Origin of the sequence: Pseudomonas arsenicoxydans, from assembly GCF_006438915.1 — a bacterium.
In the GTDB taxonomy this organism is placed as follows: domain Bacteria; phylum Pseudomonadota; class Gammaproteobacteria; order Pseudomonadales; family Pseudomonadaceae; genus Aquipseudomonas; species Aquipseudomonas arsenicoxydans_A.
The window spans coordinates 60,159-86,670 of the sequence record NZ_RCZE01000012.1 but is presented as its reverse complement, the minus strand read 5'-3'; the positions used below and the strand labels follow the sequence as shown (position 1 = coordinate 86,670).

The following is a 26,512-nucleotide window of genomic DNA, read 5'->3' as shown; positions in this document are numbered from 1 at the left end:
GGCGCGAGCTCGCAGGTCAGGGAGGTCGATGGGGAGTCTATCAGGCGTTGCGAGGTCTGTCGGCTCAGGAGGCAGGCGTCGCTGCGGCACGGTTTTGCTGATCACGCTGCGCCACCCAGTGTTCGATCAAATCGCGCAACTGCGACAGCTCGACCGGTTTGGCCATGTGCCCGTCCATGCCGGCCTGACGTGCGCGCTCTTTGTGCTCGGCGAGGATGTGCGCCGTCAACGCCACCACGGGTGTGCGAATCCGCTGATTGCCAACTTCCCAGGCGCGCAGTTGCTGGGTGGCAGAAAAGCCATCGAGGATGGGCATTTCGCAATCCATCAGCACCAGGTCGTAGCGTTGGGCTTTCATCGCCTGCAAGGCTTCTTCGCCATTGCTGGCGGTGTCCGGTTGCAGGTTGAGCTTGCCGAGCATGCCGCGAATCACCTTGGTCGAGATGGTGTTGTCCTCGGCCACCAGGATACGGAAGTCGCTCGGGACCTTGACCGGAAGCGCCGGGCCAGAAGGCATATGGTGCGACACGGCCAGGCCTTTGTTGCGCTGATTCAATTCGTCCGCGAGGGTGGTCTTGAGGGTGTAGCCGGCCACGGGTTTGGCGAGGATGCGCTTGATGCCCGAGTTGCGCGCAATGATCTTGCTCGGGGCATTGCTGATGCCGGTCAGCATGATCAGCAGAATGTCGTGATTGAGGCTCGGGTCTTCCTTGATCTTGGCGGCCAGTTGCATGCCGGTCATTCCGGGCATGTTCTGGTCCAGCAGGACCACATCGAAGTAATCGCGCAGATGCGCCTTGGTGCGCAGCAATGCCAGGGCTTCCTTGCCGGACGGCACGGCGCTGACGTTCAGGCCCCAGGCGCTGCACTGTTGCACCAGCACTTTGCGGCAAGTGTCGTTATCGTCCACCACCAGTACGCGCGCACCTTGCAGCGGGCCGTCGAGGTCAGAGGTCGGATGCTCGAGCCGGTCCGGGTCCAGGGGTAACGTCAGCCACAAGGTACTGCCCTGGTTGGCGCCGGTCTTGATGCCGAACTCACCCTGCATCAGGCGGATCAGCTGACGCGCGATCACCAGCCCCAGATTGCCGCCCAGACGCGTCGCCGAGAGGAAGTGCTTGCTGTGCAGTTCGGCGTGCATCAGGGCATCGCGTTCTTCGGCTTCCATCGGCACACCGCTGTCTTGCACGGCAATGCGCAACCGTGGTTTGGCACTGCGTTCATCAAGGGCGACAACGATCAGGATCTCGCCTTCTTCGGTTTTCTTCAGCGCGTTTTCCAGCAGGCTCAGCAGGGTCTGGCGCAGGCGCGTCGGGTCACCGCTGATGACGCGCGGCACTTGCGGCTGAATAAAGCTGATCAGTTCGACATTCTGCTGCTCGGCCTTGGCGCGGAAGATACTGAGGCAGTCCTCGATCAAGGCGTTGAGGTCGAATTGAACATCGTCCAGTTCGATCTGCCCTGACTCGAGCTTGGAGATGTCGAGGATCTCGTTGATCAGCGTCAGCAGTTCGTTGCCGGCGCTATGGATGGTTTGCACATAGTCGCGTTGCTTGACCGACAGTGGTGTGCCCAACAGCAGCTCGGTCATGCCCAGCACGCCGTTCATGGGGGTGCGGATTTCGTGGCTGATTTTCGCCAGGAATTCGGCCTTGGCGTTGATCTCTGCGTTGCTGGCGGCCAGGTCGCGACTGACGCTGAAGCGATCTTCAGTGATGCTGCGTTGACGTTCGCTCAGGGCAATGCTCATCAGCAGGCCGCTGATGCAGACGAACACCAGAAGTGTAGTGATCAGACCTTGCGGCGCGACCTGAGTCAGTCCCAACAGGGCGGGCAGGATGATCAGGGCACCAAGGTTGAACGCCACCATCGCCGCGACGAAAAACCGTGCCGGACGATAACCTTTTTGCCAGTGATAAGCGCTGACGAACAACATGCTCAGGCCTGCCAGAGCCACCAGGGCGTAGGTAATGATGTTCAACGGCAGGGTATTGACGAACAACAACAGCAGGCCGCAGGCGACGATGAACAGAATGTCCGCCAGCAGCAGTTTGTTCAGCGGGTGAGGGCCGAGCGGGGCAAAGAAGCACCAGGCGAGCATTAAGCCGCTCGGTGCCGTCAGCAATAACGCGATGTAGGCGCCCGGCGTCTGGATGGCATGCCAGTTCGGCAACCAGGGCCCGGCCAGGTTCAGCAGCAACAGCAAGCTGAGCATCAACAGCCCTTCACACCAGGCCAGCCAAAGGCTGCTGCGCGAACGTGTGTAGGCGTAACGGACGAAGTTGTGCAGGATCAGCATGCCAAGGCAACCGAACAGCAGGCCGTAGATCAGCGTCTGGTTCTGACTGGCTGCGGTCATGACCGCCGATTGCAGGGTGATATAAGGCCGTAGCTGATGGTCAGAGACCAGTCGCACGTAGACGTCGAGGGGCGTGTCACTTTGCGGCAGGGGCAACATGAATTCGCTGCTGGGCAGGGGGCGGTCAGCCTGGGGCTGCCCGGTGCCGGTGTGCACTTGATCGATCAGCTTGTCGCCGTCGAGCACATACAGTTTGAGCGATGAAAGGTCGGGCGCGAACACCCGCAGCAATTGTTCATGCTTGCCGGGGGCGAGCCTGAAGCGTAGCCATAACGCGCCATCGGGCTCGGACGCCGTGAGGCGATCAAGTTCGATGGGACTGAATTGGTTGGTGTAGCGAGCGGAACGGATGTCGCTAAGCTGCAGATCGCCCTGTTCGTCGAGCAACACTGCCCAGCCACTGCCTTGCGCGGCCTGGGCCGGGAGCATGCAGAGCAAGGTCAGCAGAGTGACGGTAAGGCTTATGGCAATCCTGAGCCAGCGCACGGCGAAATCCCTTCGTAGGTTGATGCCAGATTATAACGATGCGCGGTGCCGGAAAAGTGGGGCAAGGACCAGCGGCCCTTGCCCGGCCGAATGAATGGCCTTACTCCTGGCTTTCGCCACGTTCACGGGCAATGGCACGGTAGCCAATGTCTTTACGGTAGAAACAGCCTTCCCAGTCAATTTTTGCCGCCAGTTTGTAAGCTTGCTGCTGAGCCGCATCGACGCTGGCGCCCATGGCGGTGGCGCAGAGCACCCGACCACCGGCTGTGACCACTTGACCGTCCTTGAGTGCAGTACCGGCGTGGAAGACTTTGCCTTCCAGTGCGGCGGCTGCATCCAGACCGTTGATGGCCACGCCTTTGGCGTAGTCACCCGGATAACCGCCAGCGGCCAGCACGATGCCGACGCTCGGACGTGGATCCCACTGCGCTTCGACCTTGTCCAGCGCTTGCGCAAGAGCTGCTTCGACCAGCAAGACCAGGCTCGACTGCAGACGCAGCATCACCGGTTGGGTCTCAGGATCGCCGAAACGGCAGTTGAACTCGATGACTTTTGGGTTACCAGCCTTGTCGATCATCAGGCCGGCGTACAGGAAACCAGTGTAGACGTTGCCTTCCTCGGCCATGCCGCGAACGGTCGGCCAGATCACCAGATCCATGACCCGCTGATGCACTTCGGCAGTCACGACCGGGGCTGGCGAGTAAGCGCCCATGCCGCCGGTGTTCGGACCGGTGTCGCCGTCGCCGACGCGTTTGTGATCCTGGCTGGTGGCCATTGGCAGCACGTTCTTGCCGTCAACCATGACGATGAAGCTGGCTTCTTCGCCGTCGAGGAACTCCTCAATGACTACGCGCGAGCCAGCCTCGCCAAACGCGTTGCCCGCGAGCATGTCGCGCACGGCGTCTTCGGCTTCGGTCAGGGTCATGGCAACGATCACGCCTTTGCCGGCGGCCAGGCCATCGGCCTTGATCACGATCGGTGCGCCTTTTTCACGCAGATAAATCAGGGCTGGCTCGATCTCGGTGAAGTTCTGGTAGTCGGCGGTCGGGATCTTGTGACGCGCGAGGAAGTCCTTGGTGAAGGCTTTCGAACCTTCCAGCTGGGCAGCGCCAGCGGTCGGACCGAAGCAATCCAGGCCACGGGAGCGGAACAGGTCGACGACGCCAGCCACCAGTGGCACTTCCGGGCCAACGATGGTCAGGGAAACGTTTTTCTCGGCAAAGTCTGCCAGCTGCTCAAGGGCCAGCACGTCGATGGCGACGTTCTCGCACTTGGCTTCGATGGCGGTGCCGGCGTTGCCGGGGGCCACGAATACTTTTTGCACTCGCGGATCCTGAGCCACTTTCCAGGCCAGTGCGTGTTCACGGCCACCGCTGCCAATGATCAAAACATTCATTTCAAAAACCTCGGATGACGCTAATTCTGTTTTTAGAACCTAAAGCGCTTCACGCTCTAGGAGGTCGCAATAAAGTCGGTAGATGCAAGGCGGAGTCGACCTCGATGAGCGGAGTTGCCTTTTGGCAATGAGCATCATCGAGGTCGGCTCCAACGCAGCAGATGCCGGCTTCAGTGCGGCCGTCGTCTAGTTAGTGACGGAAGTGGCGCATGCCGGTGAATACCATGGCGATGCCGGCTTCGTCAGCAGCAGCAATCACTTCTGCATCACGCATCGAGCCGCCTGGCTGGATCACCGCCGTGATGCCGACCTTGGCCGCATTGTCCAGGCCGTCACGGAAGGGGAAGAACGCGTCCGATGCCATCACCGAACCGGCTACCTGCAAACCAGCATGTTCAGCCTTGATCGCCGCAATGCGTGCGGAGTTGACGCGGCTCATCTGGCCGGCGCCGACACCGATGGTCTGACGGTTCTTGGCGTAGACGATGGCGTTGGACTTCACGTACTTGGCGACTTTCCAGGCGAAGATCAGGTCGTTGATTTCCTGTTCGGTCGGGGCGCGCTTGGTCACGACTTTCAGGTCGTCGGCACCGATCATGCCGATGTCGCGGCTCTGCACCAGCAGGCCACCGTTGACGCGTTTGTAGTCCCACGCAGCGGCGCGATCAGCCGACCACTCGCCGCAGGCCAGCAGGCGCACGTTGGCTTTGGCGGCAACAATGGCGCGGGCTTCTGCGCTGACGCTTGGGGCAATGATCACTTCGACGAACTGACGCTCGACGATGGCCTTGGCGGTTTCAGCATCCAGTTCGCGGTTGAAGGCGATGATGCCGCCGAACGCCGACTCGGTGTCGGTGGCGTAGGCCAGTTCGTAGGCCTGACGGATACCGCCTTCGGCGTCCGGGCTCACGGCCACGCCGCACGGGTTGGCGTGCTTGACGATCACGCAGGCTGGCTTGACGAAGCTCTTCACGCATTCCAGCGCGGCGTCGGTGTCGGCCACGTTGTTGTACGACAGTTCTTTGCCTTGCAGTTGGGTCGCAGTGGCGATGCCGACTTCGGCAGGCTTGGCTTCAACGTAGAACGCCGCGCTCTGGTGCGGGTTCTCGCCGTAGCGCATTTCCTGAGCCTTGACGAACTGGCTGTTGAAGGTGCGCGGGAATTCGCTGCGACCTTCGGTGCTGAGGGTGTCAGCGGCCTGGTTCACGGTGCCCATGTAGTTGGCGATCATGCCGTCGTAGGCCGCGGTGTGTTCGAATGCCTTGAGCATCAGGTCGAAACGCTGAGCGTAGGTCAGGCCGCCGGCCTTGAGGCCTTCGAGGACGCTGGCGTAATCGCTGGCATTGACCACGATGGCCACGTCTTTGTGGTTTTTGGCCGCGGAACGGACCATGGTCGGGCCGCCGATGTCAATGTTCTCGATCGCGGTCGGCAGGTCGCAGCCTGGCTTGTTGATGGTGGCTTCGAACGGGTACAGGTTGACTGCAACCAGATCGATCGGCTTGATGCCGTGCTCGTTCATGATGGCGTCGTCGATACCGCGACGACCGAGGATCCCGCCGTGGATTTTCGGGTGCAGGGTTTTCACCCGACCGTCCATCATTTCTGCGAAACCGGTGTAATCCGCGACTTCCACTGCGGCAACGCCGTTGTCACGCAGCAGCTTGAACGTCCCGCCGGTAGAGAGGATCTCGACGCCCAGGGCTTCAAGCTCTTTGGCGAATTCGAGGATCCCGGTCTTGTCGGAAACGCTGATCAAGGCGCGGCGGATCGGCAGGCGGGTAGTCTGGTCGGTCATTTCAATTTCCATCAAAAGCAAAGGAGTCAGCAAAAAAGGCGACCGGTTTTACGCGGGCGCCTTTCTGGTTTGATTGAATGCTTACAGCAAATCGTATTGCTTGAGTTTCTTGCGCAGCGTGCCCCGGTTGAGCCCGAGCAACTCGCTGGCCTTCGTCTGGTTGCCCTTGACGTAGTTCATCACGCACTCGAGCAGGGGAGCCTCGACTTCGGAGAGCACCAGGTTGTACACATCCGTGACGGCAGCGCCCTCAAGGTGGGCGAAATAATTGTGCAGCGCCTTCTCGACACTCCCGCGAAGGGTCTGACCTTCTTCGCTGGGCGTATTGAGGTGCTGTTTCAAATTCACATTGTCGCTCACGGGTGTTGTTCCACTCACTAAAGTCTCGGTCATCATCGTCATGCGGCCACCCCTTCTCCGTCCCCTGTCAGGCTCTTGTAACGTTCGGCGAAGAAGCCCTGAACGTTGGCGCATTGTGCTTCCGTATCTTCCAAACGATTGAAGTGGGCGCGAAACTCCCTGGCGCCCGGCAAGGTTGCGAGATACCAGCCCACATGCTTTCGAGCGATACGGACACCCATGACATCGCCATAGAAGACGTGCAGGGCAGCCAGATGCTCTAGCAGAATGCGTTCCACCTCGATCAATTCAAGCGCCGGGAGCTTCTCGCCGGTACGCAGGAAATGGTCGATCTCGCGAAAAATCCATGGCCGCCCCTGGGCAGCCCGGCCTACCAACAAGCCATCGGCACCGGTCGCGTCGAGCACGTACCGGGCTTTCTCTGGCGAATCGATATCGCCGTTGGCGAAGACCGGTATCGACACTGCCTGCTTGATCGCGGCAATGGTGTCGTACTCGGCTTCACCGGTGTACAGGTCGGCACGGGTGCGGCCATGGACCGCCAACGCCGTAATGCCCGCCTGCTCGGCGATCTTCGCCACCGTCAAACCATTCTTGTTGTCCCGGTCCCAGCCGGTACGGATCTTCAGGGTCACCGGCACATCAACTGCAGCCACGACGGCCTGCAGGATCTCGGTCACCAGTGTTTCATCCTTCAACAGCGCCGAACCGGCGGCCTTGTTGCAGACCTTCTTCGCCGGGCAGCCCATGTTGATGTCAATAATCTGCGCACCCAGTTCGACGTTGGCCCGGGCCGCGTCCGCCAGCATCTGCGCATCACCACCGGCGATCTGTACCGAGCGTGGCTCGGGATCACCTTCGTGGATCATGCGCATCCGCGACTTGCGGGTGTTCCACAAACTCATGTCGCTGGTGACCATTTCCGAGACTACAAGTCCCGCGCCCAATCGCTTGCACAACTGACGAAAGGGTTGGTCGGTGACTCCCGCCATCGGGGCGAGAATCAAGCCGTTTTGCAATGTGTATGGACCGATGCGTACCGCCGACATAGGACTTCCCTGTTGTGGGGCCGGATCATTAGAGTTCGAAAAAGGGTTGGCATGATACCCGCTCTCGATGACTGGATAAAGGCTGAATTGAACAAAATCTGAACAGTTATTCTGTTATTGCCAGCAGTTTGGTACGGACGGTCCCAGTCAGAAATCTGCCGCCAAGCCTGTAACGGTGAACCGTTTCACTCGGGGGAGTGGAAGCTCAGGCTGTAGTTCACCGCTTTGGCGCCCGGGTCGAGAATATCCAGCGCGATGTGGATCGGCGTTTGCGGTGGCATTTCCGCCATGCCTTCGAGGTCGCCGTTGAGGTACTCGCCGGGTTTAAAGCGACGGCTGGCGATCAGGTGGCCATTGAGGTCGGCAAAACGCAGTTCCAGCAGCGGGAAGGGCTGCGAGAACGGGGCGCGGTTATAGATGATCGCATCGACCACCAATGCGCCACTAAACTCAGGATGGCTGCGGACCACCAGGTTGCTGCTTTTGATTTTCGCAATGTCGACCTTGGACGGAACCGTGCAGCCGAGTTGCGGGCACAGTTGCTGGAACCAGGGGCGGTACTGGTCCTGGCGGGCCAGTTCGTCGAAGTGGTAGGCGATGTATTGGCCGGCAAGGGCTGAGGCGCCGAGCAATACCAGTAATATCCAGAACAACCGTCGGCCCCACGGCGAGCGGCGTTTCTGCCAATCCAGTTGCAGCGGATCGTCGGTCAGGTCTTGCAAGGCGTCGGCACGTTCGGTCGACTCGCTGCGTTCGTGTCGCTTGCGCAAGGGGACAACCGGGGGCAGGTCGTCGTCAGGTGCATCGGTTGCCGACAGACGATCATGGTGCAGGGGCATGTCGAGCGGATCATTCAGGCGCAGGTGTGGCGCCTGCGGCTCGTCGTCCAGATCAACCGGTTCCAGCGAGAACGATGGTTCGGTGCGCGAGTGTTTGCTCGGCTCGACTTCAGTGTCCGGCACGCCAAGCTTGGCCGCTTGGGCGCGGTCGGCCGCCGACTCGCTGAAGAGGCTGTCGGACCAAGGTTCTTCGTGTTCGATGGAGTCGCGACGAGCGCTGAGGCCGTCTTCGCTGCGTCGGCCAAACTCTGTGGTTGGCTGGATTTCTCGTTGTTCGAGCCGGGCGAGTTCTTCGTCCAGGTCGAGGCTGTCCAGGTCCAGTTCGGACGCCGACCATTGCTTTTGGCTGATGGCGCGCTGCGCCGGTGGCTCGGCAATGGTCGGGGCCACCGGCGCCACGGCTTCTTTACCGGACCGTTGTTCCAGCAATTGTTTGGCGGCGTTGAACACCTGCAAGCACGAGCCGCAGCGAACCACTCCGCGTGCCACGCTCAACTGAGCATGGCTGACGCGGAAGCTGGTTTGGCAATGCGGGCACTGGGTGACGAAGCTGTCGGTCATGCGGCGATCCGGTTTATGCAGGCGTTCATTCTAGCGCCGACGGCCGGTGATGCGCACCCAGCCATCGCGATTGGCAATCGGGTCCAGATCGAAGTCTTGAGCGTAGGCGGCGGCAACGTCTTCGCCTTGTTCGGCGAGGATCCCGGACAGTGCCAGGCGGCCACCCGGCTTGACCAGGCTGGACAGTTGCGGTGCCAGGGAAACCAGTGGGCCGGCGAGGATGTTGGCGACCAGAACGTCGGCCTTCACCTGCGGCAGGTCTTCAGGCAGGTACAGCGGGAACAGCGCTTCGTCGATGTTATTGCGCCCGGCGTTGTCACGTGACGCTTCCAGCGCCTGCACGTCGATGTCGGTGCCGACGGCTTCCTTGGCACCCAGCAGCAGGGCGGCAATCGCCAGAATCCCAGAGCCGCAGCCAAAGTCCAGCACGTTGCAGTCTTTCAGGTCCTGACCGTCGAGCCATTCCAGGCACAGCGCGGTGGTCGGGTGGGTGCCGGTGCCGAACGCCAGGCCCGGATCCAGCAGCAGATTCACGGCGTCAGGCTCGGGCGCGGCATGCCAGCTCGGGACGATCCACAGGCGCTGACCGAAACGCATCGGCTGGAAACCGTCCATCCAGCTGCGTTCCCAATCCTGGTCTTCGATCACTTCGCTGTGATGCTCGGGCAGCGGGCTACCGGTCAGCAGCTCAAGGTGGGCCAATACGCTGGGGGCTTCGGTGCCGTCCTCGAACAGGGCCAGCAGGTGCGTGTGCGACCACAGCGGCGTGGTGTTGAGTTCTGGCTCGAAGATCGGCTGATCTTCGGCGTCCATGAAGGTCACCGACACGGCGCCCACTTCAAGGAAAGCGTCTTCGTAGGTTTCGGCTTGTTCTGGGCTGATGGCGAGACGGACTTGCAGCCAAGGCATGGCGGGCACCTTTGAAAAATATTGATTGCAGCCTAGCGGGCTGCGAGAAGCGCGCAAGTTTACGCGAGCGCGCGGCAGAAGACGACCGGGTAGACAGGGATCACAAGTGAACGAATGACTTGTGGCGAGGGAGCTTGCTCCCGCCGGAGCGCGCAGCGGTCCCCAAATGCCCGAACCGGATCTGTCTGATACAGCTCTGTTGAATGGTCTTGCGGTTGCTGCGCAACCGAGCGGGAGCAAGCCCCCTCGCCACAGGGGGCTGTGTTCAGCAATGTCCAGAAACAACAAAGCCGCCCGAAGGCGGCTTTGTTGATCTGGTACACAGCTTACTGGCGATTTCTTGCACTATTGGTTTTGAGCCATTGCAGGCCTTTGTTCGTCAGTCGATAGCGTTGCAGGCGACTGTTCGGTTGCTCGGGTAGCGTCATCTCAAGCACTCCGGAAGTAATCGCTGGCAGTACGTAAGCCTTGCGGAAATGGTCGGCGTTTTTCAGGTTCATGGCGTTTTGAAGCTCTCGTCTGCTCATATCGCCATCAACGACCTTCAGCAGTGCAGCGACTTCCATGGTGACTTCCATGGTCGTTGCCTCTTGCGTCAGCGAAACAGGATGAGCGGGAAGCCGTACGACGTAGGAAATCCGCTCGTCGTCGGTTTCAAAGAGTGGCAATGGCGAACCATTGAGCGCCATGACCTTGAGGATTTTGGGGATGCCTGTCGAGCGACCTTCCGTCAGATTCAGTTCTTTCAAAAACTCCCCGATTCGCCGGTTTCGGTAGCGGCGGCTAACGGCGCGCCCTATGCGCAGGTCTTCCATTCGAATCGAGCGGTCCGGGCCCGGGAAGCTCAAAATCACCAATTCGTCGTGGCTAATGCGAACTTCGATCGGTTCGCGTTCTTCATAGGAGCGATGATACACGGCGTTGACGAGCGCTTCTTCAATTGCAGCGAACGGAAAGTTCCAAATGCGTGTAGCTTCGGCACGGTCGCCATGTTTGATCACTGTTTCACGCAAGTAGTTGCGCTGGATGTAGGTCAGCGATTCTTTAGTGATGGTTGCCAGTGGGCCTTTGAAGATTTTTTCGTCAAGGCGATCACCCCCAGCGCCGTCGGGAAACCATAGAACGTCTATTTGTGTGCCGGGGAAGAAATGCTCGGGGGCGGAGCTGAAGAACATCAATCCTGCATTCTTGGGCCAGGGCGACTCAATTGGACCACCCACGACGTTCATTTGCCGCCCCAGCGCTTCCTGTTCGGTCTCGCCCTTGGCTTCGACTGTGCTGCTGTAGCGACGAATGTAATAGTGCAGACTTCTGTGTTTGGCCGTCACGGCGGCTGGGGCTTTGTAGGGACGATTTTGCCCGCCGGGTGCCCACAGTACGATTAACTTTCGTCCTTCGACTTCTTCCCCGCTTAACACTGGAAAGTAGGCGGGCTGAATCGTTTGGCAAGCCGCAAGGAGTTCGAGCTGGATTTTGTCGAGCTCCTGAATGGCAAGGCCGGTGGGCGGAAATATCGGCAGTCCATTGGTATCGCAGTCCTGCCCAATTACCACGTAACCACCGCCCAGGTTTTCAAAGTCGTTGGCGAAGGCGCAAAGCGTGCGGATGATCGGGTCCGGATTCCAACCCGTTTTGTATTCTATTCGCTCGCCCTCGACAGTCCGCTGGCGCAGGAGGTCGTTGAGGTTGATTGGCAGTTTTTCAGGCATGGATGAGCTCTGCAAAACATAAAGGATTACGCGTCCGCAGAAGCTGATGGAGGCGTTGGGTAGAGGGGGGATGATGCCTTCTTCAGGGGGCAGCTGTCTTGTGAGAAGTGTGGCCTCGTTATACGCGATATCCCGCCAGAATCGCTGTGCTCAGAAACAACAAAGCCGCCCGAAGGCGGCTTTGTTGATCGGGTCGAAGCTTAGTGCTTCTCGCCTGCCAGCTTGTGCTCGAGGTAGTGAATGTTCACGCCCCCTTTGCAGAAGCCTTCATCACGGACCAGGTCGCGGTGCAGCGGGATGTTGGTCTTGATCCCGTCGACAACGATTTCGTCCAGCGCATTGCGCATACGCGCCAGAGCTTCGTCACGGGTTGCGCCGTAGGTGATCAGCTTGCCGATCAACGAATCGTAGTTCGGCGGAACGGCATAACCACTGTACAGGTGCGAATCGACGCGAACGCCGTTGCCGCCTGGGGCGTGGAAATGCTTGACCGTGCCCGGGCTCGGCATGAAGGTTTTCGGGTCTTCGGCGTTGATACGGCATTCCAGGGCGTGACCGCGGATGACCACGTCGTCCTGGGTGTACGACAACTTGTTGCCAGCGGCGATGCTGAGCATCTCCTTGACGATGTCGATGCCGGTGACCATTTCCGAAACCGGGTGCTCAACCTGAACGCGGGTGTTCATTTCGATGAAATAGAACGCGCCGTTCTCGTACAGGAACTCGAAAGTACCCGCGCCGCGGTAGTTGATGTCGATGCACGCCTTGACGCAGCGAGCGAGGACTTCAGCACGTGCTTTCTCGTCGATGCCCGGTGCCGGCGCTTCTTCGAGAACTTTCTGGTGACGACGTTGCAGCGAGCAGTCGCGGTCGCCCAGATGGATGGCGTGGCCCTGGCCGTCGGAAAGCACCTGGACTTCCACGTGACGTGGGTTGGTCAGGAATTTTTCCAGATAGACCATTGGGTTGCCGAACGCCGCGCCAGCTTCAGTGCGGGTCAGTTTGGCGAAGGAGATCAGGTCTTCTTCTTTGTGCACAACGCGCATGCCGCGACCACCACCGCCGCCAGCGGCCTTGATGATCACCGGGTAACCGACTTCGCGACCGATGCGCAGAGCGGTTTCTTCGTCTTCAGGCAGCGGGCCGTCGGACCCCGGAACGGTTGGAACGCCTGCAGCGATCATGGCGTGCTTGGCCGATACCTTGTCGCCCATCAGGCGAATGGTGTCGGCTTTCGGGCCAATGAAGGCGAAGCCGGAGTTCTCGACCTGTTCAGCGAAATCAGCGTTTTCCGCGAGGAAACCGTAGCCTGGGTGAATGGCGGTAGCGCCGGTCACTTCAGCTGCTGCGATGATTGCCGGGATGTGCAGGTAAGAGTGCGCGGCCGAGGCCGGACCGATGCAGACGGATTCGTCTGCCAGGCCCAAGTGCATCAGCTCTTTGTCAGCCTTGGAGTAAACGGCGACAGTCTTGATGCCCATCTCTTTGCAGGCACGCAGGATCCGCAGGGCAATCTCACCGCGGTTGGCGATCAGAACTTTTTCCAACTTCGCAGTCATCAAAGTTTCTCCGCGGTTCAAACGATGGTGAACAGCGGTTGGTCGTACTCAACCGGCTGGCCGTCTTCGACGAGGATGGATTCGATCACACCGCTGGTTTCAGCTTCGATGTGGTTCATCATCTTCATGGCTTCGACGATGCACAGGGTGTCGCCTTTCTTAACGGTCTGGCCGACTTCAACGAACGAAGGCGAGGACGGCGAAGATTTGCGATAGAACGTACCGACCATCGGCGAACGGGCAACGGTGCCGTTCAGGACAGGTGCGGCTGGAGCAGCCGGTGCGGCGGCAACCGGAGCAGCAGCAACAGGTGCTGGTGCCGGAGCGTGCATCGGAGCCGGCGCGTAATACTGCTGAGCTGGAGTCTTGCTGTGACGGCTGATGCGAACGGACTCTTCGCCTTCCTTGATCTCGAGCTCGTCGATGCCGGACTCTTCCAGCAGTTCGATCAGTTTCTTAACTTTACGGATATCCATGAATCATCAACTCCCAAGGGTCGGTCAGGGGCGTATAGCTTGTTGTTCAAGCTGCTCTAGTGCAGCCTCCAGGGCCAGTCGGTAACCGCTGGCGCCAAGGCCGCAGATCACTCCCACCGCTACGTCGGAGAAGTAAGAGTGATGGCGGAAAGGTTCGCGTTTGTGCACGTTAGACAAATGCACTTCGATGAATGGGATGCTCACCGCCAGCAGCGCGTCACGTAATGCGACGCTTGTGTGTGTAAAAGCTGCTGGATTGATCAGAATGAAGTCCACGCCCTCGCCACGAGCGGCGTGGATGCGGTCGATCAATTCGTACTCGGCGTTGCTTTGCAGGTGTAGCAGATGATGGCCGGCTTCACGGGCGCGGCGTTCCAGGTCCTGGTTGATCTGCGCCAGTGTCGTAGCGCCGTAGGTGCCCGGTTCACGGGTGCCGAGCAAGTTCAGGTTGGGGCCGTGCAGCACCAATAGGGTCGCCATCTGCTGTTCCTTGTTATCTGTGTGCAAGTGTCAGAACCCGGCGACTATGCCGCAAAGCCTTTGTGACTGTCCAGTTCTATGCAATAGCCAGCACGATAGCCGATGTTTGCGCGAAATATGTGACCGGCTGATTAAATCCGGTCATTTGCCTTCGCAACACGTTCGGCGAAGTCCTTGGCGTTGATTTCGCCGATGACTCGCACATCGGCACGTTCAACGCCGTCCTTGCCGAAAAACATCAAGGCCGGAGGGCCGAACAGTTTGTAACGGTCGAGCAGGGCGCGTTGTTCGGCATTGCTGGCGGTGATATCGAAACGAACCAATCGATAGCCTTGCAGGCGTTCCATGACGTTGGCGTCGTTGAGCACTTCGTGTTCGATGACTTTGCAGCTGATGCACCAGTCGGCGTACCAGTCGAGCAGCAGTGGGGTGCCAGAGGATTGAGCCTCGGCGAGCACGCGATCCAGCTCTGAGGGCGTGTTGATGGTTTGCCAGGCGCCGGTGTTTTGCGCGGGGGCGTTACTCGCAATCGCGCGCGATTGGCCGATGGGGTTGAGCGGATCGGTCTGACCGCTAAACGCCCCGAACCAGCACGCCAGTGCGTAAAACAGCAGGAACATCCCCAGCAATTGGCCGAGGCGTTTTCGAGGGGGCTTGTAGACGAACTCCAGTGCGCCCATGAACAAGCCGACACCGCCAGCCAGCAACCCGATCAACAGCAAGGTGATCTGGCCCGGCAGTACGCGACTGAGCAGGCCGATCGCCAGCCCCAGCAACAACACGCCAATCGCGTTTTTCACATAGACCAGCCATGGCCCGCTTTTCGGCAGCCAGGCCGCGCCACCGGTGGCGACCAGCAACAGCGGCGCGCCCATACCGAGGCCGAGCATGAACAGCTTCAAACCGCCGCCCAATGCATCGCCACTGGCGCTGATATACAGCAGCGCACCGGCCAGGGGCGCCGAAACGCAGGGTGAAACCAACAGGCTGGACACCACGCCCAACACTGCGGCGCCCCACAACGAACCGCCTTCCGTGCGCCCGGCAATGCGATCCAGCCGACTGCTGATGGCGTGCGGCAGCTTGAGTTCGAATACGCCGAACATGGCCAGGGCAAACACCGCAAAAAACGTCGCGAACGGCACCAGCACCCACGCCGATTGCAGGCGCGCCTGAAGATTGAGCTGTGCGCCGAACATGCCCATCAGTGCGCCGAGCAGGGCGAAGCAGGCGGCCATGGGCAACACGTAGGCCAGGGACAGGTTGAAGCCGCGCAGACCACCGACCTGGCCGCGCAACACCACGCCGGACAGGATGGGCAGCATCGGCAATACGCAAGGAGTGAAGGTCAGGCCTAAGCCGGCGAGGAAGAACAGCGCGAGCTCGCGCCATCCCCAGTTTTGCGCCGGAGCCGGAGCGCCGATGCCTTCAATGCTCAGGCGTTCGGTTTCCGGCGGATAACACAGGCCTTTGTCGGCGCAGCCCTGATAAGTCACGGCCAGCGTGAAGGCGCGCTGATCGGTGCGCGGCAGCTCCACCTCGATGATCCCGTGGTACACCTCGACATCGCCGAAGTACTCGTCGTGTTTCTGCTCGCCTTTGGGCAGTTGGGCGGTGCCCAGTGTTACCTCTGCCGGGTCAGCCCGAAACTGGAAACGATGGCGATAGAGGTAATAGCCTTCGGTGGCGACGAAACGCAGCTTGATCGATTGCGGCGTGCTGTCTACCAGGCTCAGTTGAAAGGCTTCGCGCACCGGCAGGAAGTCGGCGCTGTTGTTGATCGAACCCAGGGTGGAGCTGGGCCGAGTGTCCAGCAACCCGGCGGCGGTGGCCGGCAGGGCGAGCACTAGAAGCAGCAGGCAGAGCAAACGGCGCATGACAATCTCGCGTATCGGAATTGGGGGCATGATAGCGGACGGCGGCGGGGTGTGCTGGGTAGGGAGCTATGCGGTGATTGTACCGGCGTCTTCGCGAGCAAGCCCGCTCCCACATTCAACCGAGTTCATCAATGAGAATGCGGTCAAATGTGGGAGCGGGCTTGCTCGCGAAGGCAATTTGTCAGACGCGGAAGGCCTGAACGGCCGTACGCAGCCGCCCACCCAGCACCAACAGGTTCTCCCCCTGTTCACGCCCTTCACCAATGCGCAACAGGTTATCCCCACCCAATTGGTGAATGCGCTCACTGTGGTCGCGAATCTCGCTGACCGCGCCACTCTGTTGGGCAGTGACATCGGCGATGCGCACGGCGGTGTCGGAAATGGTCTGAATTGCCCCGACAATTTTATCCAGCGCGCCATCCGCGGCTTGCGCCTGATTGGCGGTAGCTTCGGCGTGTTCGACCTGAGCACGCATGCCTTCCACCGATTGTCGCGCGGCGGCTTGCAGACCGGCGATCAGGGTCTGAATCTCTGCCGTCGCACCGGCCGTGCGCTGCGCCAATGAACGAACCTCTTCCGCCACGACCGCAAACCCGCGACCCATTTCCCCGGCGCGGGCTGCTTCGATGGCGGCGTTCAGGGCCAGCAGGTTGGTCTGGTCGGCAATCGAACGGATCACCGTCAGCACACCGCCGATGGTCGCCGACTCTTCAGCCAGGTGCTCGATCATCTGCGCGTTGCCCTGCACTTCACCCACTAGCGCATGCAGGCCGGTCAGGCTCAGGCCGATGACTTTCTGCCCATGCTCAACGGCCAGGCCGGCATGGCGACTGGCTTCGGCGGCCTGGCTGGCATCGCCGGCGACTTGTTGAATGGTCGCCTCCAGTTCGCCGAGGGAATCGCGGATCAGCGCCGTGTCGCCCGCCTGATGTTCGGCGCCGCTGTGCAGGTCATTACTCAAATCGGCCAGGGTGCGGCTGCTGCCGGCGACTTGCTCGGCGTTGAGACGAATGGTCCCGACCAGATCCACCAGATAGGCGCGCAAGCGATTGAGCGACGCCTGGATGTCATGCAGTTCGCGATTGGTGTTACCCAGCTCGATGTCGCGGCTGAAGTCGCCCTCGGCCCAAGTGGACAGGGCTGGCGCGAGGTTAGTCAGGGTTCGCGCCAGGCGTCGTTGCAGGGTGTCGATGAGCAGGGCGATCAGCAGGATCAGCCCGATCATCACGCCTTGCATCAACCGCACTTCGCCCTGGATCTGCCCGTGCTGGGCGCGGACCACCGGTTCGAGCCCGGCAATCGCTTGCTGCACGGCAGCGATTTTCAGGTGAGTGGCGGCGCTAAGATCGGTGCGTTTTTGGATCTGATCGCGGGTGCGCGACAACTCGGCCGGGTAGCGCGTGAGCAGGCTGTTGAGTTCACGCTTGAGGCCGACACCAGCGTCTTCCGCAGCGGCTTTCTCGGTGTTCTCCAGCCCCATCATCGAGGCGAAATCATCGGTGCTGGATTCGGTCTTGGCGGTTACGCCGAGCAGTGGCAAGCCGCTCAACAACTCTGCCTGAGTACGGATGTTGGTCACTTCACGCTCGACGTCAGCGGCCAGTTCGCTGCGGCCGCTGCTCACCAGTTTGTCTCGGGCCAGCGACAGTTTGCCCAGATGCTGAGAAGCGGCGAGCAGCGGTGTCAGGTAGGCCGCGTTAGCGCTGGCGTACTGGCTGAGCTGGTCGAGGCTGGCGCCAAGTTCGCGCTCGGCTTGCAGAAGCAGCGCCTGCGGATCACCCGCGAGTTTGCCGGCGGCCAACAGATCGGTTTTGCTGAATTCCTCCAGGGTCGACAGGCTCGGGCGCAAGGTCTCGGCCAGTGCCGGTGGCAACTCGCCCAGCTCCTTTTGCAAGACATCGATGGCCTGGCTGGCGCTGCTCAGGCGCAGGGCATCACCGCTGGCGAGGTAGTCCTCGATATTGCGCGCGACTTCATTCTGAAATTGCTGGGACAGCCCCAGGTAACGCTCCATCAACAGATACGGGCGCTCCAGAGCTTTTTGCGACCACCACAGCGTGGCGCCAAGGGCCACGCACACGGCGACTAAAAGGAGGGTATTGAGATTGGTCAGCAACTTCAGGCGCATGGCGGATCTACCAACGGCAGAATGGTAAGCGCCTGAATTTATTGCGTTTGTGTTACAGGGTTATGACCGAATCGGTGGATTCCGATGAAAAAGTGGCACTTTGCTGTGACGTTCGCGCGGCTTGAACACGATTGCGTCCGGCGTCCTTGGCGCGGTACAGCGCCTCGTCTGCCTGACTGGCCATCATCAGGCTGTCGGAGTGCTCGCACAATTCCACCACGCCGGCACTGAACGTGCACCACAGGTCTTGAGGTTGGGCAGGGTAGTGAATCTCGGCAAAGCGCTGACGAATTTCATCCAGCACGGCGTAAGCCGATGCGAGGTCGGTGTCCGGCATCACGATCGCGAACTCTTCACCGCCATAGCGGCCGATGAAGTCGGTCTTGCGCAAGCGTTGCTTTAAGAACAGCGCCAGGCTTTTAATCACCCGGTCACCCATGGGGTGGCCGTGGCTGTCATTGACCCGTTTGAAGTGGTCGATGTCGAGCATCGCGAAGCTCAACGGCTTGTTCTCGCGGCGGGAGCGGAAGCTGCAGTCTTCAAGCAGTTGCAAAATGTGCGTGTGGTTGTACAAACCGGTCAGGCTGTCGCGGACCATCCGGGCTTTCAGATTGCGTGCCCGTGCCGCGCGGTTGCGCACGGTGGTGATCAGGTGGCGCGGTTTAATCGGTTTGGTCAGGAAGTCGTCGCCGCCTTCGCTCATGGCGTCGAGTTGCTTGTCCAGATCGTCTTCGGCCGACAGGTAAATGATCGGGACGCTGACGTAACGGTCGTTGTGACGGATCACCTTGGCCAGCTCCGTACCGGTGCAGGTCGGCATGTACATGTCGAGGATGATCAGGTCAGGTTGAAAGTCCGAGAGTTCGGCCATGGCCTGGATCGGATCGATCAACGTGCGCGTGACGATCCCGGCGCTATTGAGCAGGCGTTCGGTGTGCAGGGCCTGGGCGCGGGAGTCGTCGATGATCAGCACTTTATACGGCTCGTACTGGGCGACGCAGGTCAGGACTTCAATTTTCTCCAGCAGGCTCGAAGCCTCCAGGGTGCCGGTGAGAAACTCCTGGCCGCCGGCGCGCACAGCGGCGAGGCGGGTCGGAGTGTCGGTTTCGTGCAGGCTGAAGAACAACAGCGGCAGGCGATGATCGAGACCTTCCTGGGCTTCGGCGGCCAGTTTCAGGCCGATACCGGCGCCACTGAAGTCCACATCCATGACGATCGCCGCTGGCAAGCGCTCGACCATCGCGGAACGGAAGGCGGCAACGCTGTCCAGGGATTGGGCGCTGAGCCCGAAAAATTCCAGTTGCTTGGCCAGGCGTTCGGCGCGGTCGTGATCCTGCAGCATCACGTAGATCGGCTTGCGCAACGGTGGCAGGAAGGTTTGTTCGTACTGATCGCCATGCCGCAGGCCGGTGCGCGACAGGCGCTGCATCAAGCGATTGAGGTCAGTGATCAGCCCGCTGCTCAGGCGTCCGCGATTGGCGTCGACAGCCTCCAGCGACTGGCCGATGTGACGCGCCAGTTGTGTATGTTCCGGTTGTTCGAAGCGCTCGGCAAACCGCAGCAGGCGCAGGTTGGCCTCGCTCAGTTCTGATAAGTCGGTGGTGGACCACTCACTGCGTTGCAGGCGCTGCCAGATCTCAAGAATTTGACGTGCCTGATGAATTACCCGCTGGGCAAAGTGGTGCTTGAGGCGCTCACGGCTGGGGTCTTCTGGCTCGGTCATATCCTGACTACTAGTTAGGGTAAATGCTGAGATCGACTGGTGGCTCTATGCTAGCACCTCTTTTCGGTTGCATGAGCGTCGTACGTCAATAATCTGTAATGCAGCGTCATTCAGTTTGTGACCGGTCGGTCGGATAGGCTCAAGGCGTGTGCTTCCTTTATAGTGGTGCCTCGACGATGCAATCCTGGTTCACCGCAGCGCGCGGATTAATACGCGGCAAAACGAGGCACGATGGCGTAGGGTTGTGGTCGAACCGATGAACTCAAGTGATTGAAAGGATATCGCCATGCTGGACTGGAAGAACCGCGCGGGCAGCGCGCCCGAACGTGCCGCTGAACCGAAGTCGGCCACCCGCAGTTACATCGGCGGCCTGCTGTTCAGCCGGGCGCTGGCCACCTTGATCGGCCTTTACCTGCTGGTGGCGATTGCCCTGGGTTGGTATTGGAGCGAGGAGCCCGCGCTGTTCCCGGTCCAGCAAAATGCCCAGATCGCTGCCGAGAAAGAAGGCAAGCAAATGGTCGTCGGCTACACCACGGTGGAAACCCTCAAGACCGTCGCCGGTACGTTGCTGACCAAGCCGGGTGGCTATATTTCCAACGACCGTTTCCCGCCGGGCTTGTGGATGGACAACATGCCGAGCTGGGAATATGGCGTGCTGGTCCAGGTTCGCGATTTGAGCCGCGCGCTGCGTAAAGACTTCGCCCGCTCCCAGTCGCAATCGGCCGAAGACGCCGACCTGGCCAAGGCCGAGCCGCGTTTCAACTTCGACAACAAGAGCTGGGTGCTGCCTTCCAGTGAGTCCGAGTATCAGGAAGGCATCAATTCCCTGAGCCGGTATCAGGCGCGTTTGTCCGATCCTAGCCAGAAAAGCGCGCTGTTCTATGCCCGCGCCGACAACCTGAACAATTGGCTGGGTGACGTGGGTACTCGCCTGGGTTCGCTGTCGCAACGCCTGTCGGCCAGCGTCGGTCGGGTCAAACTTAATACCTCGCTGAAAACCGAAGTCCTTGCGCCAGGGCAAGTGCCACAGGTTGACGAAGAAATCGTCGAGACCCCGTGGATGCAGATCGACAACGTGTTCTACGAAGCGCGTGGTCAGGCTTGGGCGCTCTCGCATTTGCTGCGCGCCATCGAAGTCGACTTCGCCGACGTATTGGCCAAGAAAAACGCCACGGTCAGCGTGCGCCAGATCATTCGTGAGCTGGAAGCATCGCAAGAGCCGGTCTGGAGCCCGATGATCCTCAACGGCAGCGGCTTCGGCGTGCTGGCCAACCACTCGCTGGTCATGGCCAACTACATTTCCCGGGCCAACGCGGCAGTGATCGATCTGCGTCAATTGCTCAATCAAGGCTGAGTCATGGTTGATAACGCCAAAGAGGCCGCCCACCGTGCGGCCTCGGATGCCGAACAGATCGCCTGGGTCGACGAGCAGGACAACCTGCTTGGCGCCCTGGTCCGTTCCGACCTGCGCGAGCGCGGGCTGATCGGGCGCGGCACCTACATCATGCTGTTCAATTCGGCCGGTGAACTCTGTGTGCACCGCCGAACCCTGAGCAAAGCCATTTATCCGGGGTATTGGGACGTGGCGGCGGGGGGCATGGTGCTCGCCAGCGAAACCTACGCCGAGTCAGCCGCCCGCGAGCTTGAGGAAGAGCTGGGCGTGAGCGGCGTGGAACTGACCGCCCACGATCACTTCTTCTTTGAAGACACCGGCAACCGGCTCTGGTGTTCGGCGTTTTCGGCGGTATGGGACGGGCCACTGATTCTGCAGCCTGAAGAGGTGATCGAAGCGCGCTTCCTGCCCATCGATCAGGTCATGCTGGAAATCCAGCAAAAGCCTTATTGCCCGGACTCTCTGGCGGCGTTGAAGCGCTATCTGAGCGCGCAGCGGGATGGCGTCGCAAAAGAGCTATAAATTGGCGCCGATTGGCTCTTAGCAAGTCGGCTTTTTGCCGTTACACTGCGCGACCTTTTGCAGGAGCAGAGCTTGCTCGCGAGAGAGCGTATGGACGATACGTGCTGTCTGATGTCGCGCCTTATCGTTGACGTCCATCGCGAGCAAGCTCGGCTCCTACAGGTTTGTACTGTTTCATTAGCGCTGCCCCTGCCTGAGTGGGGCTTCGCGGTCGATGGCACCTGCCCAGGTTGCCGCGACCAGTCTTTGTCCTCCCAAGAGGATTGCCGGTGGCCAAAAAAGCCGCATCCTTCGCCGCCCTTGGTGGCCTGGTATTTTCCACCGACGCAGGTCGTCATTGCCCGGATTGCAGTAAACCGGTGGACGCCTGTATCTGCAAACAGACCGTTATCCCTGCCGGCGACGGCGTCGCTCGCGTGCGTCGCGAAAGCAAGGGGCGTGGCGGCAAGACGGTGACCACCATCACCGGCGTGCCGTTGGCCGAAGACGCGCTCAAGGAACTGGCCACTACGTTGAAGAAGCGTTGTGGCACAGGCGGTGCGTTGAAAGACGGGATCATTGAAATCCAGGGCGATCATGTCGAGCTACTCTTGGGCGAGCTGATCAAACTCGGTTTCAAAGCGAAGAAGTCCGGCGGCTAGCAGCCTCTGTGAAAACCACCCTCGGCTTGATCCAGTCCTGACAACGGTTCTGGCGTCGTCTACATGGTTTTCACAGAGCCTGTTCTGACCGGTTTCTAAACTCAAACCTGAATGTGCGGTCTATCGCCCTTGCATGCAGGCTAATCGTCATTTTCATTCTTTAGACTGCGCCGGCCTGAACCCAGGCGACGCTCTATGACTTCTTTATAGGGGACTTCAATGTCCGTACGACGCACACGCAAAGACGATGGCAGCCAATGGACAGTTGCGGACAGCCGCAGTGTTTACGGGATTCGCCATTGGGGGGCCGGGTATTTCGCGATCAATGACGCCGGTCGCGTCGAAGTTCGTCCGAACGGTCCGACCAGTTCGCCTATTGATCTGTTCGAGCAAGTCGACCAACTGCGCAAAAGCGGTTTGTCCTTGCCATTGCTGGTGCGTTTCCCGGATATCCTGCAAGACCGTGTGCGTCAGCTGACCGGCGCCTTCGATGCAAACATCGAGCGTCTGGAATACCAGAGCAAGTACACCGCGCTGTACCCGATCAAGGTGAACCAGCAAGAAGCGGTGATCGAAAACATCATCGCCACCCAGGACGTCTCCATCGGTCTGGAAGCCGGCTCCAAGCCTGAGCTGCTGGCGGTATTGGCACTGGCGCCGAAAGGCGGGACCATCGTTTGCAACGGTTACAAAGACCGCGAGTTCATCCGTCTGGCGCTGATGGGCCAGAAGCTGGGTCACAACGTCTTTATCGTGATCGAGAAAGAATCCGAAGTCGGCCTGGTGATCGAAGAAGCGGCGTCGCTCAAGGTCAAGCCTCAGGTCGGCCTGCGCGTACGTCTGTCGTCCCTGGCCTCGTCCAAATGGGCGGACACTGGCGGCGAGAAATCCAAATTCGGTCTGTCGGCGGCGCAGTTGCTGTCGGTGGTCGAGCGTTTCCGTGCCGCTGGCCTGGATCAGGGCATTCGCCTGCTGCACTTCCACATGGGCTCGCAGATCGCCAACCTGGCGGACTACCAGCACGGTTTCAAGGAAGCGATTCGTTACTACGGCGAGCTGCGCAACCTCGGCCTGCCGGTGGATCACATCGACGTGGGCGGCGGTCTGGGCGTGGACTACGACGGTACGCATTCGCGTAACGCCAGTTCGATCAACTACGACATGGACGATTACGCCGGTGTCGTGGTCGGGATGCTCAAGGAATTCTGCGACGCGCAGAACCTGCCGCACCCGAACATCTTCTCTGAAAGCGGCCGCTCCCTGACCGCTCACCACGCCATGCTGGTGGTGCAGGTCACCGACGTCGAGAAACACAACGACGACGTGCCGCAGATCGACAACAAGGAAGAACTGCCGGAAACCGTGCAGTGGCTGGTTGATCTGCTGGGTCCGACCGACATCGAGATGGTCACCGAAACCTACTGGCGCGCGACGCACTACATGAGCGACGTGGCCACCCAGTACGCCGATGGCAAGCTGACCCTGGCGCAAAAAGCCCTGGCCGAGCAATGCTACTTCGCCGTGTGCCGTCGCCTGCACAACTCGTTGAAAGCCCGTCAGCGTTCGCACCGTCAGGTGCTCGACGAACTCAACGACAAGCTGGCCGACAAGTACATCTGCAACTTCTCGGTATTCCAGAGCTTGCCGGACACCTGGGCCATCGGCCAGGTCCTGCCGATCCTGCCGCTGCACCGTCTCGACGAAGAGCCGCTGCGCCGCGCCGTGCTGCAAGACCTGACCTGCGACTCCGACGGCAAGATCAAGCAATACGTCGACGAGCAGAGCATCGAAACCAGCTTGCCGGTGCACGCACTGAACGACGGTGAAGACTACCTGTTGGGGATCTTCCTGGTCGGCGCTTACCAGGAAATCCTCGGCGACATGCACAACCTGTTCGGTGACACCGACTCGGTGAACATCTACCAGAACGCCGATGGCAGCGTGTACCACGCCGGTATCGAAACCCACGACACCATTGAAGACATGCTGCGTTATGTGCACTTGTCGCCGGAAGAGTTGATGACCCACTACCGCGACAAGTGCGCCAGTGCCCGCATCACCGCTGCCGAGCGCACCCAGTTCCTCGACGCTCTGCGCCTGGGCCTGACCCGTTCGTCTTACCTGTCTTCGTAAGGTAGGTCACTGCTCTCATCAGGTTGTCTGAAAATGTACCGCACGCTGCGGAAATTTCAGATGACCTGGTGCGACGCGTCTTGGTTTTCCAGCGAAATGACTCACATCCACGTCTATCCCTGCAATGTGGTCTTCTTTTCGCGTAGGTCATTTCCTAAGTTGTAGTTCAGCTCTCTACTCGGCCAACTCTCTCGGAGAGAATCCCCAGCCGCCCCTCCTGTAGAGAATCGCCGATGTTCGATCCAGCCAACGAGCCGTCATTTCGTCTGGATGTAGAGGGCCTGCCTGATCCCTTTGCGGTCTTGGCCTTTACCGGCAGTGAAGCGATCAGCGAACCTTTTGAGTTCAACATGGAGCTGCTGATCGATGATCCGGCACTGGACCTGGCAAGCCTGTTGTACCGGCCGGCCTTTTTATATTTGGGTCCGCCGGGAAAAGGTTTTCACGGACAGTTGCATGAGCTTGTCCAGGCCGGACAGGGCGCCACACCCAGGCGTTGTCGAGTGCGCCTGAGGCCGAAACTGGCTTGTCTGGCCCAGCGGTTCAGCCAGCGTATTTTCAGCAACCGTTCGGTCCCTGAGATCCTCGCCCTAGTGCTCAAGGAGCATGGCATCGCTGGCAAGGACCGGCGTTTCGAGTTAACCGGCGATTACCCGCCTCGGGATTTCTGCACGCAGTTTCAGGAATCGGACCTGCAGTTTTTCCAGAGGCTATGCGCGCAGGAACGCCTGCATTATCACTTCGAGCACCGCAGGCGTGGTCATTGTCTGGTCTTGGGTGACGGGCATGTTCAGGATGGCGCAGAGTGGCCTTTTGTGCCGAAGAATTTGGCTATTGGCCCCCGAATGCACAGCCTGCAACGGGCTTGGGTGGTCGAAGTCGATGAGCCTCAACCCGATGTAACCAGACCTGTCGCGGTGCAATTTGACTGGCTCTATCAGGGGGAAGGCGCGGCCCCCAGCCACTGTTGGTTGCCGATAGCGCCTGAATTGAGCGGCGCCCACAACATGCCAATGAGAGAAGGTCTTGAGGTGCTGGTGAGCTTTATCGAAGGCGATCCCGATCAACCGTTCATCACCGGATTTCTTTGCGGCCCGCCAGTCATCCAGGCGCCAGGCTTGGCCGATGCTCAGCCCGCTGCGGTGACCGATAACAAGGTATCGGCTGATGGCTTGTTGCGCCTGCTACAGGCCAGCGAACCGTTGGTGTTGCTGTGTCTGCTGCCCGGCGGGGGCAGTTTCGTTCATTGCACACAAATCCTTTGCGCTTGCCGGGCAGCGACGCGGCTTGGCCAGAGCGGTGTTGCATGATTGCCGCCCTGGCTCCTGACGCCATATCGCAATGGTTGCTACTCGATACACCGGGCGAGCCTCGGGCCGGCAGTGCACTGCGCCAGCAACTTGCTCATGTCCGGCAATTCTGGCTGTTCGACGACACCGAATGGCAGCCGTTGAGGGAGCACGGGCCGGTGTTGGTTGATCTCAAGGAATGCCCTGAACTGGCCGACCGGTGCCATCGCGACCCCCATCTCTGGAGCGGGTTGTGGCTGATCAGTGAGGCGCCGCCGTCGCAGTTGCTCGAACATTTGCGCCGCATGCTCACCGTCACCGTTGGCCTGCATCACCGTGCCTTGCTGAGTTACTACAATCCCCACACCGCCAGCTACTTTTTCGATGTGTGCGATGCCCGGGAACTGAGTCGGTGGCTCGGTCCGATCAACCAGATACGCTGGTTCGGTGGAACCTGGGCTGATCGGGCCATTGGTTGTCAGGGTTGGCAGCAGTTGTTCAATCCGGGGCTTGTCGTCAAACCGCTAGGCATCGAGGAAGACCTCAGTGCGCGTCAGCGGGACGCTTTGCAAACCTGCCTGCTGGAACAGCACGCCTGGCACTGGAGCCGATCCACCGGTCGAGACTACACCCGACTATGGTCCCATCTGAGGGAAGGGCTGGCACTGGGCTTCAGCGAGCGGCCGGTGCTCGATGACTGGTTATGGCTACGCTTGCAGTACCCCGACGCTTCGCCTGAGCAGCCGTTGTCGGGATTCACCCAGCAGGAGCGTCTTGATAGCCTTCGCAACCTGTGGCAGAACGATCAGCCCTGAACACGAGGTT

The 26,512-nt window shown here is 60.2% G+C and carries 19 protein-coding genes and 1 pseudogene; 6 read left to right on the top strand and 14 right to left on the bottom strand.

The genetic code is table 11. The features are described 5' to 3' along the window. Positions 1-64 precede the first annotated feature (64 nt). From EAH78_RS23410 to EAH78_RS23345, 14 genes and pseudogenes are all read right to left on the bottom strand, one after another. Positions 65-2,845, bottom strand: a complete 2,781-nt coding sequence (locus EAH78_RS23410) for a hybrid sensor histidine kinase/response regulator (protein ID WP_140669638.1) — start codon at positions 2,843-2,845, stop codon at positions 65-67. A gap of 100 nt (positions 2,846-2,945) precedes the next feature. Next, positions 2,946-4,241 carry a phosphoribosylamine--glycine ligase gene (purD, locus tag EAH78_RS23405; RefSeq protein WP_140669637.1) on the bottom strand — a complete coding sequence of 432 codons (1,296 nt, stop codon included), beginning with the start codon at positions 4,239-4,241 and terminating at the stop codon, positions 2,946-2,948. 190 nt (positions 4,242-4,431) lie between these two features. After that, positions 4,432-6,039 (bottom strand): bifunctional phosphoribosylaminoimidazolecarboxamide formyltransferase/IMP cyclohydrolase, encoded by a 1,608-nt coding sequence (gene purH, locus EAH78_RS23400; protein ID WP_140669636.1) that lies wholly within the window; start codon positions 6,037-6,039, stop codon positions 4,432-4,434. Between the two features lie 81 nt (positions 6,040-6,120). Beyond that, complete coding sequence (gene fis, locus EAH78_RS23395; RefSeq protein ID WP_007907419.1) at positions 6,121-6,441, bottom strand: DNA-binding transcriptional regulator Fis; 321 nt, start codon at positions 6,439-6,441, stop codon at positions 6,121-6,123. Beyond that, positions 6,438-7,448: a tRNA dihydrouridine synthase DusB gene (dusB, locus tag EAH78_RS23390; RefSeq protein ID WP_140669635.1), complete on the bottom strand. Its 1,011-nt coding sequence runs from the start codon at positions 7,446-7,448 to the stop codon at positions 6,438-6,440. Before dusB ends, fis begins: the two co-directional genes overlap by 4 nt. A gap of 185 nt (positions 7,449-7,633) precedes the next feature. After that, positions 7,634-8,848 carry a DUF3426 domain-containing protein gene (locus tag EAH78_RS23385; RefSeq protein WP_140669634.1) on the bottom strand — a complete coding sequence of 405 codons (1,215 nt, stop codon included), beginning with the start codon at positions 8,846-8,848 and terminating at the stop codon, positions 7,634-7,636. Positions 8,849-8,878: 30 nt separating this feature from the next. Then, on the bottom strand, positions 8,879-9,757 hold the full coding sequence (gene prmA / locus EAH78_RS23380) for a 50S ribosomal protein L11 methyltransferase (RefSeq protein ID WP_140669633.1): 879 nt from the start codon (positions 9,755-9,757) through the stop codon (positions 8,879-8,881). Positions 9,758-10,083: 326 nt separating this feature from the next. Further along, complete coding sequence (locus tag EAH78_RS23375; protein ID WP_140669632.1) at positions 10,084-11,466, bottom strand: Fic family protein; 1,383 nt, start codon at positions 11,464-11,466, stop codon at positions 10,084-10,086. A 200-nt stretch (positions 11,467-11,666) separates the two neighbouring features. Beyond that, positions 11,667-13,025 (bottom strand): acetyl-CoA carboxylase biotin carboxylase subunit, encoded by a 1,359-nt coding sequence (accC, locus tag EAH78_RS23370; protein ID WP_140669631.1) that lies wholly within the window; start codon positions 13,023-13,025, stop codon positions 11,667-11,669. 17 nt (positions 13,026-13,042) lie between these two features. Continuing rightward, positions 13,043-13,501, bottom strand: coding sequence for an acetyl-CoA carboxylase biotin carboxyl carrier protein (gene accB, locus EAH78_RS23365; RefSeq protein ID WP_140669630.1), 459 nt, complete (start codon positions 13,499-13,501; stop codon positions 13,043-13,045). A gap of 24 nt (positions 13,502-13,525) precedes the next feature. After that, positions 13,526-13,981 carry a type II 3-dehydroquinate dehydratase gene (gene aroQ / locus EAH78_RS23360; RefSeq protein WP_007947649.1) on the bottom strand — a complete coding sequence of 152 codons (456 nt, stop codon included), beginning with the start codon at positions 13,979-13,981 and terminating at the stop codon, positions 13,526-13,528. Positions 13,982-14,112: 131 nt separating this feature from the next. Then, positions 14,113-15,858, bottom strand: coding sequence for a protein-disulfide reductase DsbD (locus EAH78_RS23355; protein ID WP_140669629.1), 1,746 nt, complete (start codon positions 15,856-15,858; stop codon positions 14,113-14,115). 181 nt (positions 15,859-16,039) lie between these two features. Continuing rightward, a pseudogene (locus EAH78_RS33445) lies at positions 16,040-16,546 on the bottom strand (methyl-accepting chemotaxis protein); the annotation flags it as partial. A gap of 1,492 nt (positions 16,547-18,038) precedes the next feature. Then, on the bottom strand, positions 18,039-19,709 hold the full coding sequence (locus EAH78_RS23345) for a response regulator (protein WP_140669627.1): 1,671 nt from the start codon (positions 19,707-19,709) through the stop codon (positions 18,039-18,041). A 286-nt stretch (positions 19,710-19,995) separates the two neighbouring features. Here EAH78_RS23345 and EAH78_RS23340 point away from each other — a divergent pair, with 286 nt between their 5' ends. The 6 genes from EAH78_RS23340 (at position 19,996) to EAH78_RS23315 (ending at position 26,502) form a co-directional block, all read left to right on the top strand. Beyond that, complete coding sequence (locus EAH78_RS23340) at positions 19,996-21,063, top strand: DUF2333 family protein (protein ID WP_140669626.1); 1,068 nt, start codon at positions 19,996-19,998, stop codon at positions 21,061-21,063. A gap of 3 nt (positions 21,064-21,066) precedes the next feature. Further along, entirely contained in the window at positions 21,067-21,624 is a 558-nt protein-coding gene (locus EAH78_RS23335) for an NUDIX hydrolase (RefSeq protein WP_140669625.1), read from the top strand. Between the two features lie 269 nt (positions 21,625-21,893). Beyond that, on the top strand, positions 21,894-22,265 hold the full coding sequence (locus EAH78_RS23330) for a translation initiation factor Sui1 (RefSeq protein WP_140669624.1): 372 nt from the start codon (positions 21,894-21,896) through the stop codon (positions 22,263-22,265). A gap of 219 nt (positions 22,266-22,484) precedes the next feature. Then, positions 22,485-24,398, top strand: a complete 1,914-nt coding sequence (speA, locus tag EAH78_RS23325; protein ID WP_140669623.1) for an arginine decarboxylase — start codon at positions 22,485-22,487, stop codon at positions 24,396-24,398. Between the two features lie 233 nt (positions 24,399-24,631). Next, entirely contained in the window at positions 24,632-25,708 is a 1,077-nt protein-coding gene (locus tag EAH78_RS23320) for a contractile injection system protein, VgrG/Pvc8 family (protein WP_140669622.1), read from the top strand. Beyond that, entirely contained in the window at positions 25,705-26,502 is a 798-nt protein-coding gene (locus tag EAH78_RS23315) for a DUF4123 domain-containing protein (RefSeq protein ID WP_140669621.1), read from the top strand. Before EAH78_RS23320 ends, EAH78_RS23315 begins: the two co-directional genes overlap by 4 nt. Positions 26,503-26,512 lie beyond the last annotated feature (10 nt).

Bases quoted from the DNA above. Each gene is read 5' to 3' on its own strand.
- purD (WP_140669637.1), bottom strand. From the start codon at position 4,241: ATGAATGTTTTGATCATTGGCAGCGGTGGCCGTGAACACGCACTGGCC.
- purH (WP_140669636.1), bottom strand. From the start codon at position 6,039: ATGACCGACCAGACTACCCGCCTGCCGATCCGCCGCGCCTTGATCAGC.
- fis (WP_007907419.1), bottom strand. From the start codon at position 6,441: ATGACGATGATGACCGAGACTTTAGTGAGTGGAACAACACCCGTGAGC.
- dusB (WP_140669635.1), bottom strand. From the start codon at position 7,448: ATGTCGGCGGTACGCATCGGTCCATACACATTGCAAAACGGCTTGATT.
- EAH78_RS23385 (WP_140669634.1), bottom strand. From the start codon at position 8,848: ATGACCGACAGCTTCGTCACCCAGTGCCCGCATTGCCAAACCAGCTTC.
- prmA (WP_140669633.1), bottom strand. From the start codon at position 9,757: ATGCCTTGGCTGCAAGTCCGTCTCGCCATCAGCCCAGAACAAGCCGAA.
- EAH78_RS23375 (WP_140669632.1), bottom strand. From the start codon at position 11,466: ATGCCTGAAAAACTGCCAATCAACCTCAACGACCTCCTGCGCCAGCGG.
- accC (WP_140669631.1), bottom strand. From the start codon at position 13,025: ATGACTGCGAAGTTGGAAAAAGTTCTGATCGCCAACCGCGGTGAGATT.
- accB (WP_140669630.1), bottom strand. From the start codon at position 13,501: ATGGATATCCGTAAAGTTAAGAAACTGATCGAACTGCTGGAAGAGTCC.
- aroQ (WP_007947649.1), bottom strand. From the start codon at position 13,981: ATGGCGACCCTATTGGTGCTGCACGGCCCCAACCTGAACTTGCTCGGC.
- EAH78_RS23355 (WP_140669629.1), bottom strand. From the start codon at position 15,858: ATGCGCCGTTTGCTCTGCCTGCTGCTTCTAGTGCTCGCCCTGCCGGCC.
- EAH78_RS23345 (WP_140669627.1), bottom strand. From the start codon at position 19,709: ATGACCGAGCCAGAAGACCCCAGCCGTGAGCGCCTCAAGCACCACTTT.
- EAH78_RS23340 (WP_140669626.1), top strand. From the start codon at position 19,996: ATGCTGGACTGGAAGAACCGCGCGGGCAGCGCGCCCGAACGTGCCGCT.
- EAH78_RS23335 (WP_140669625.1), top strand. From the start codon at position 21,067: ATGGTTGATAACGCCAAAGAGGCCGCCCACCGTGCGGCCTCGGATGCC.
- speA (WP_140669623.1), top strand. From the start codon at position 22,485: ATGTCCGTACGACGCACACGCAAAGACGATGGCAGCCAATGGACAGTT.
- EAH78_RS23320 (WP_140669622.1), top strand. From the start codon at position 24,632: ATGTTCGATCCAGCCAACGAGCCGTCATTTCGTCTGGATGTAGAGGGC.
- EAH78_RS23315 (WP_140669621.1), top strand. From the start codon at position 25,705: ATGATTGCCGCCCTGGCTCCTGACGCCATATCGCAATGGTTGCTACTC.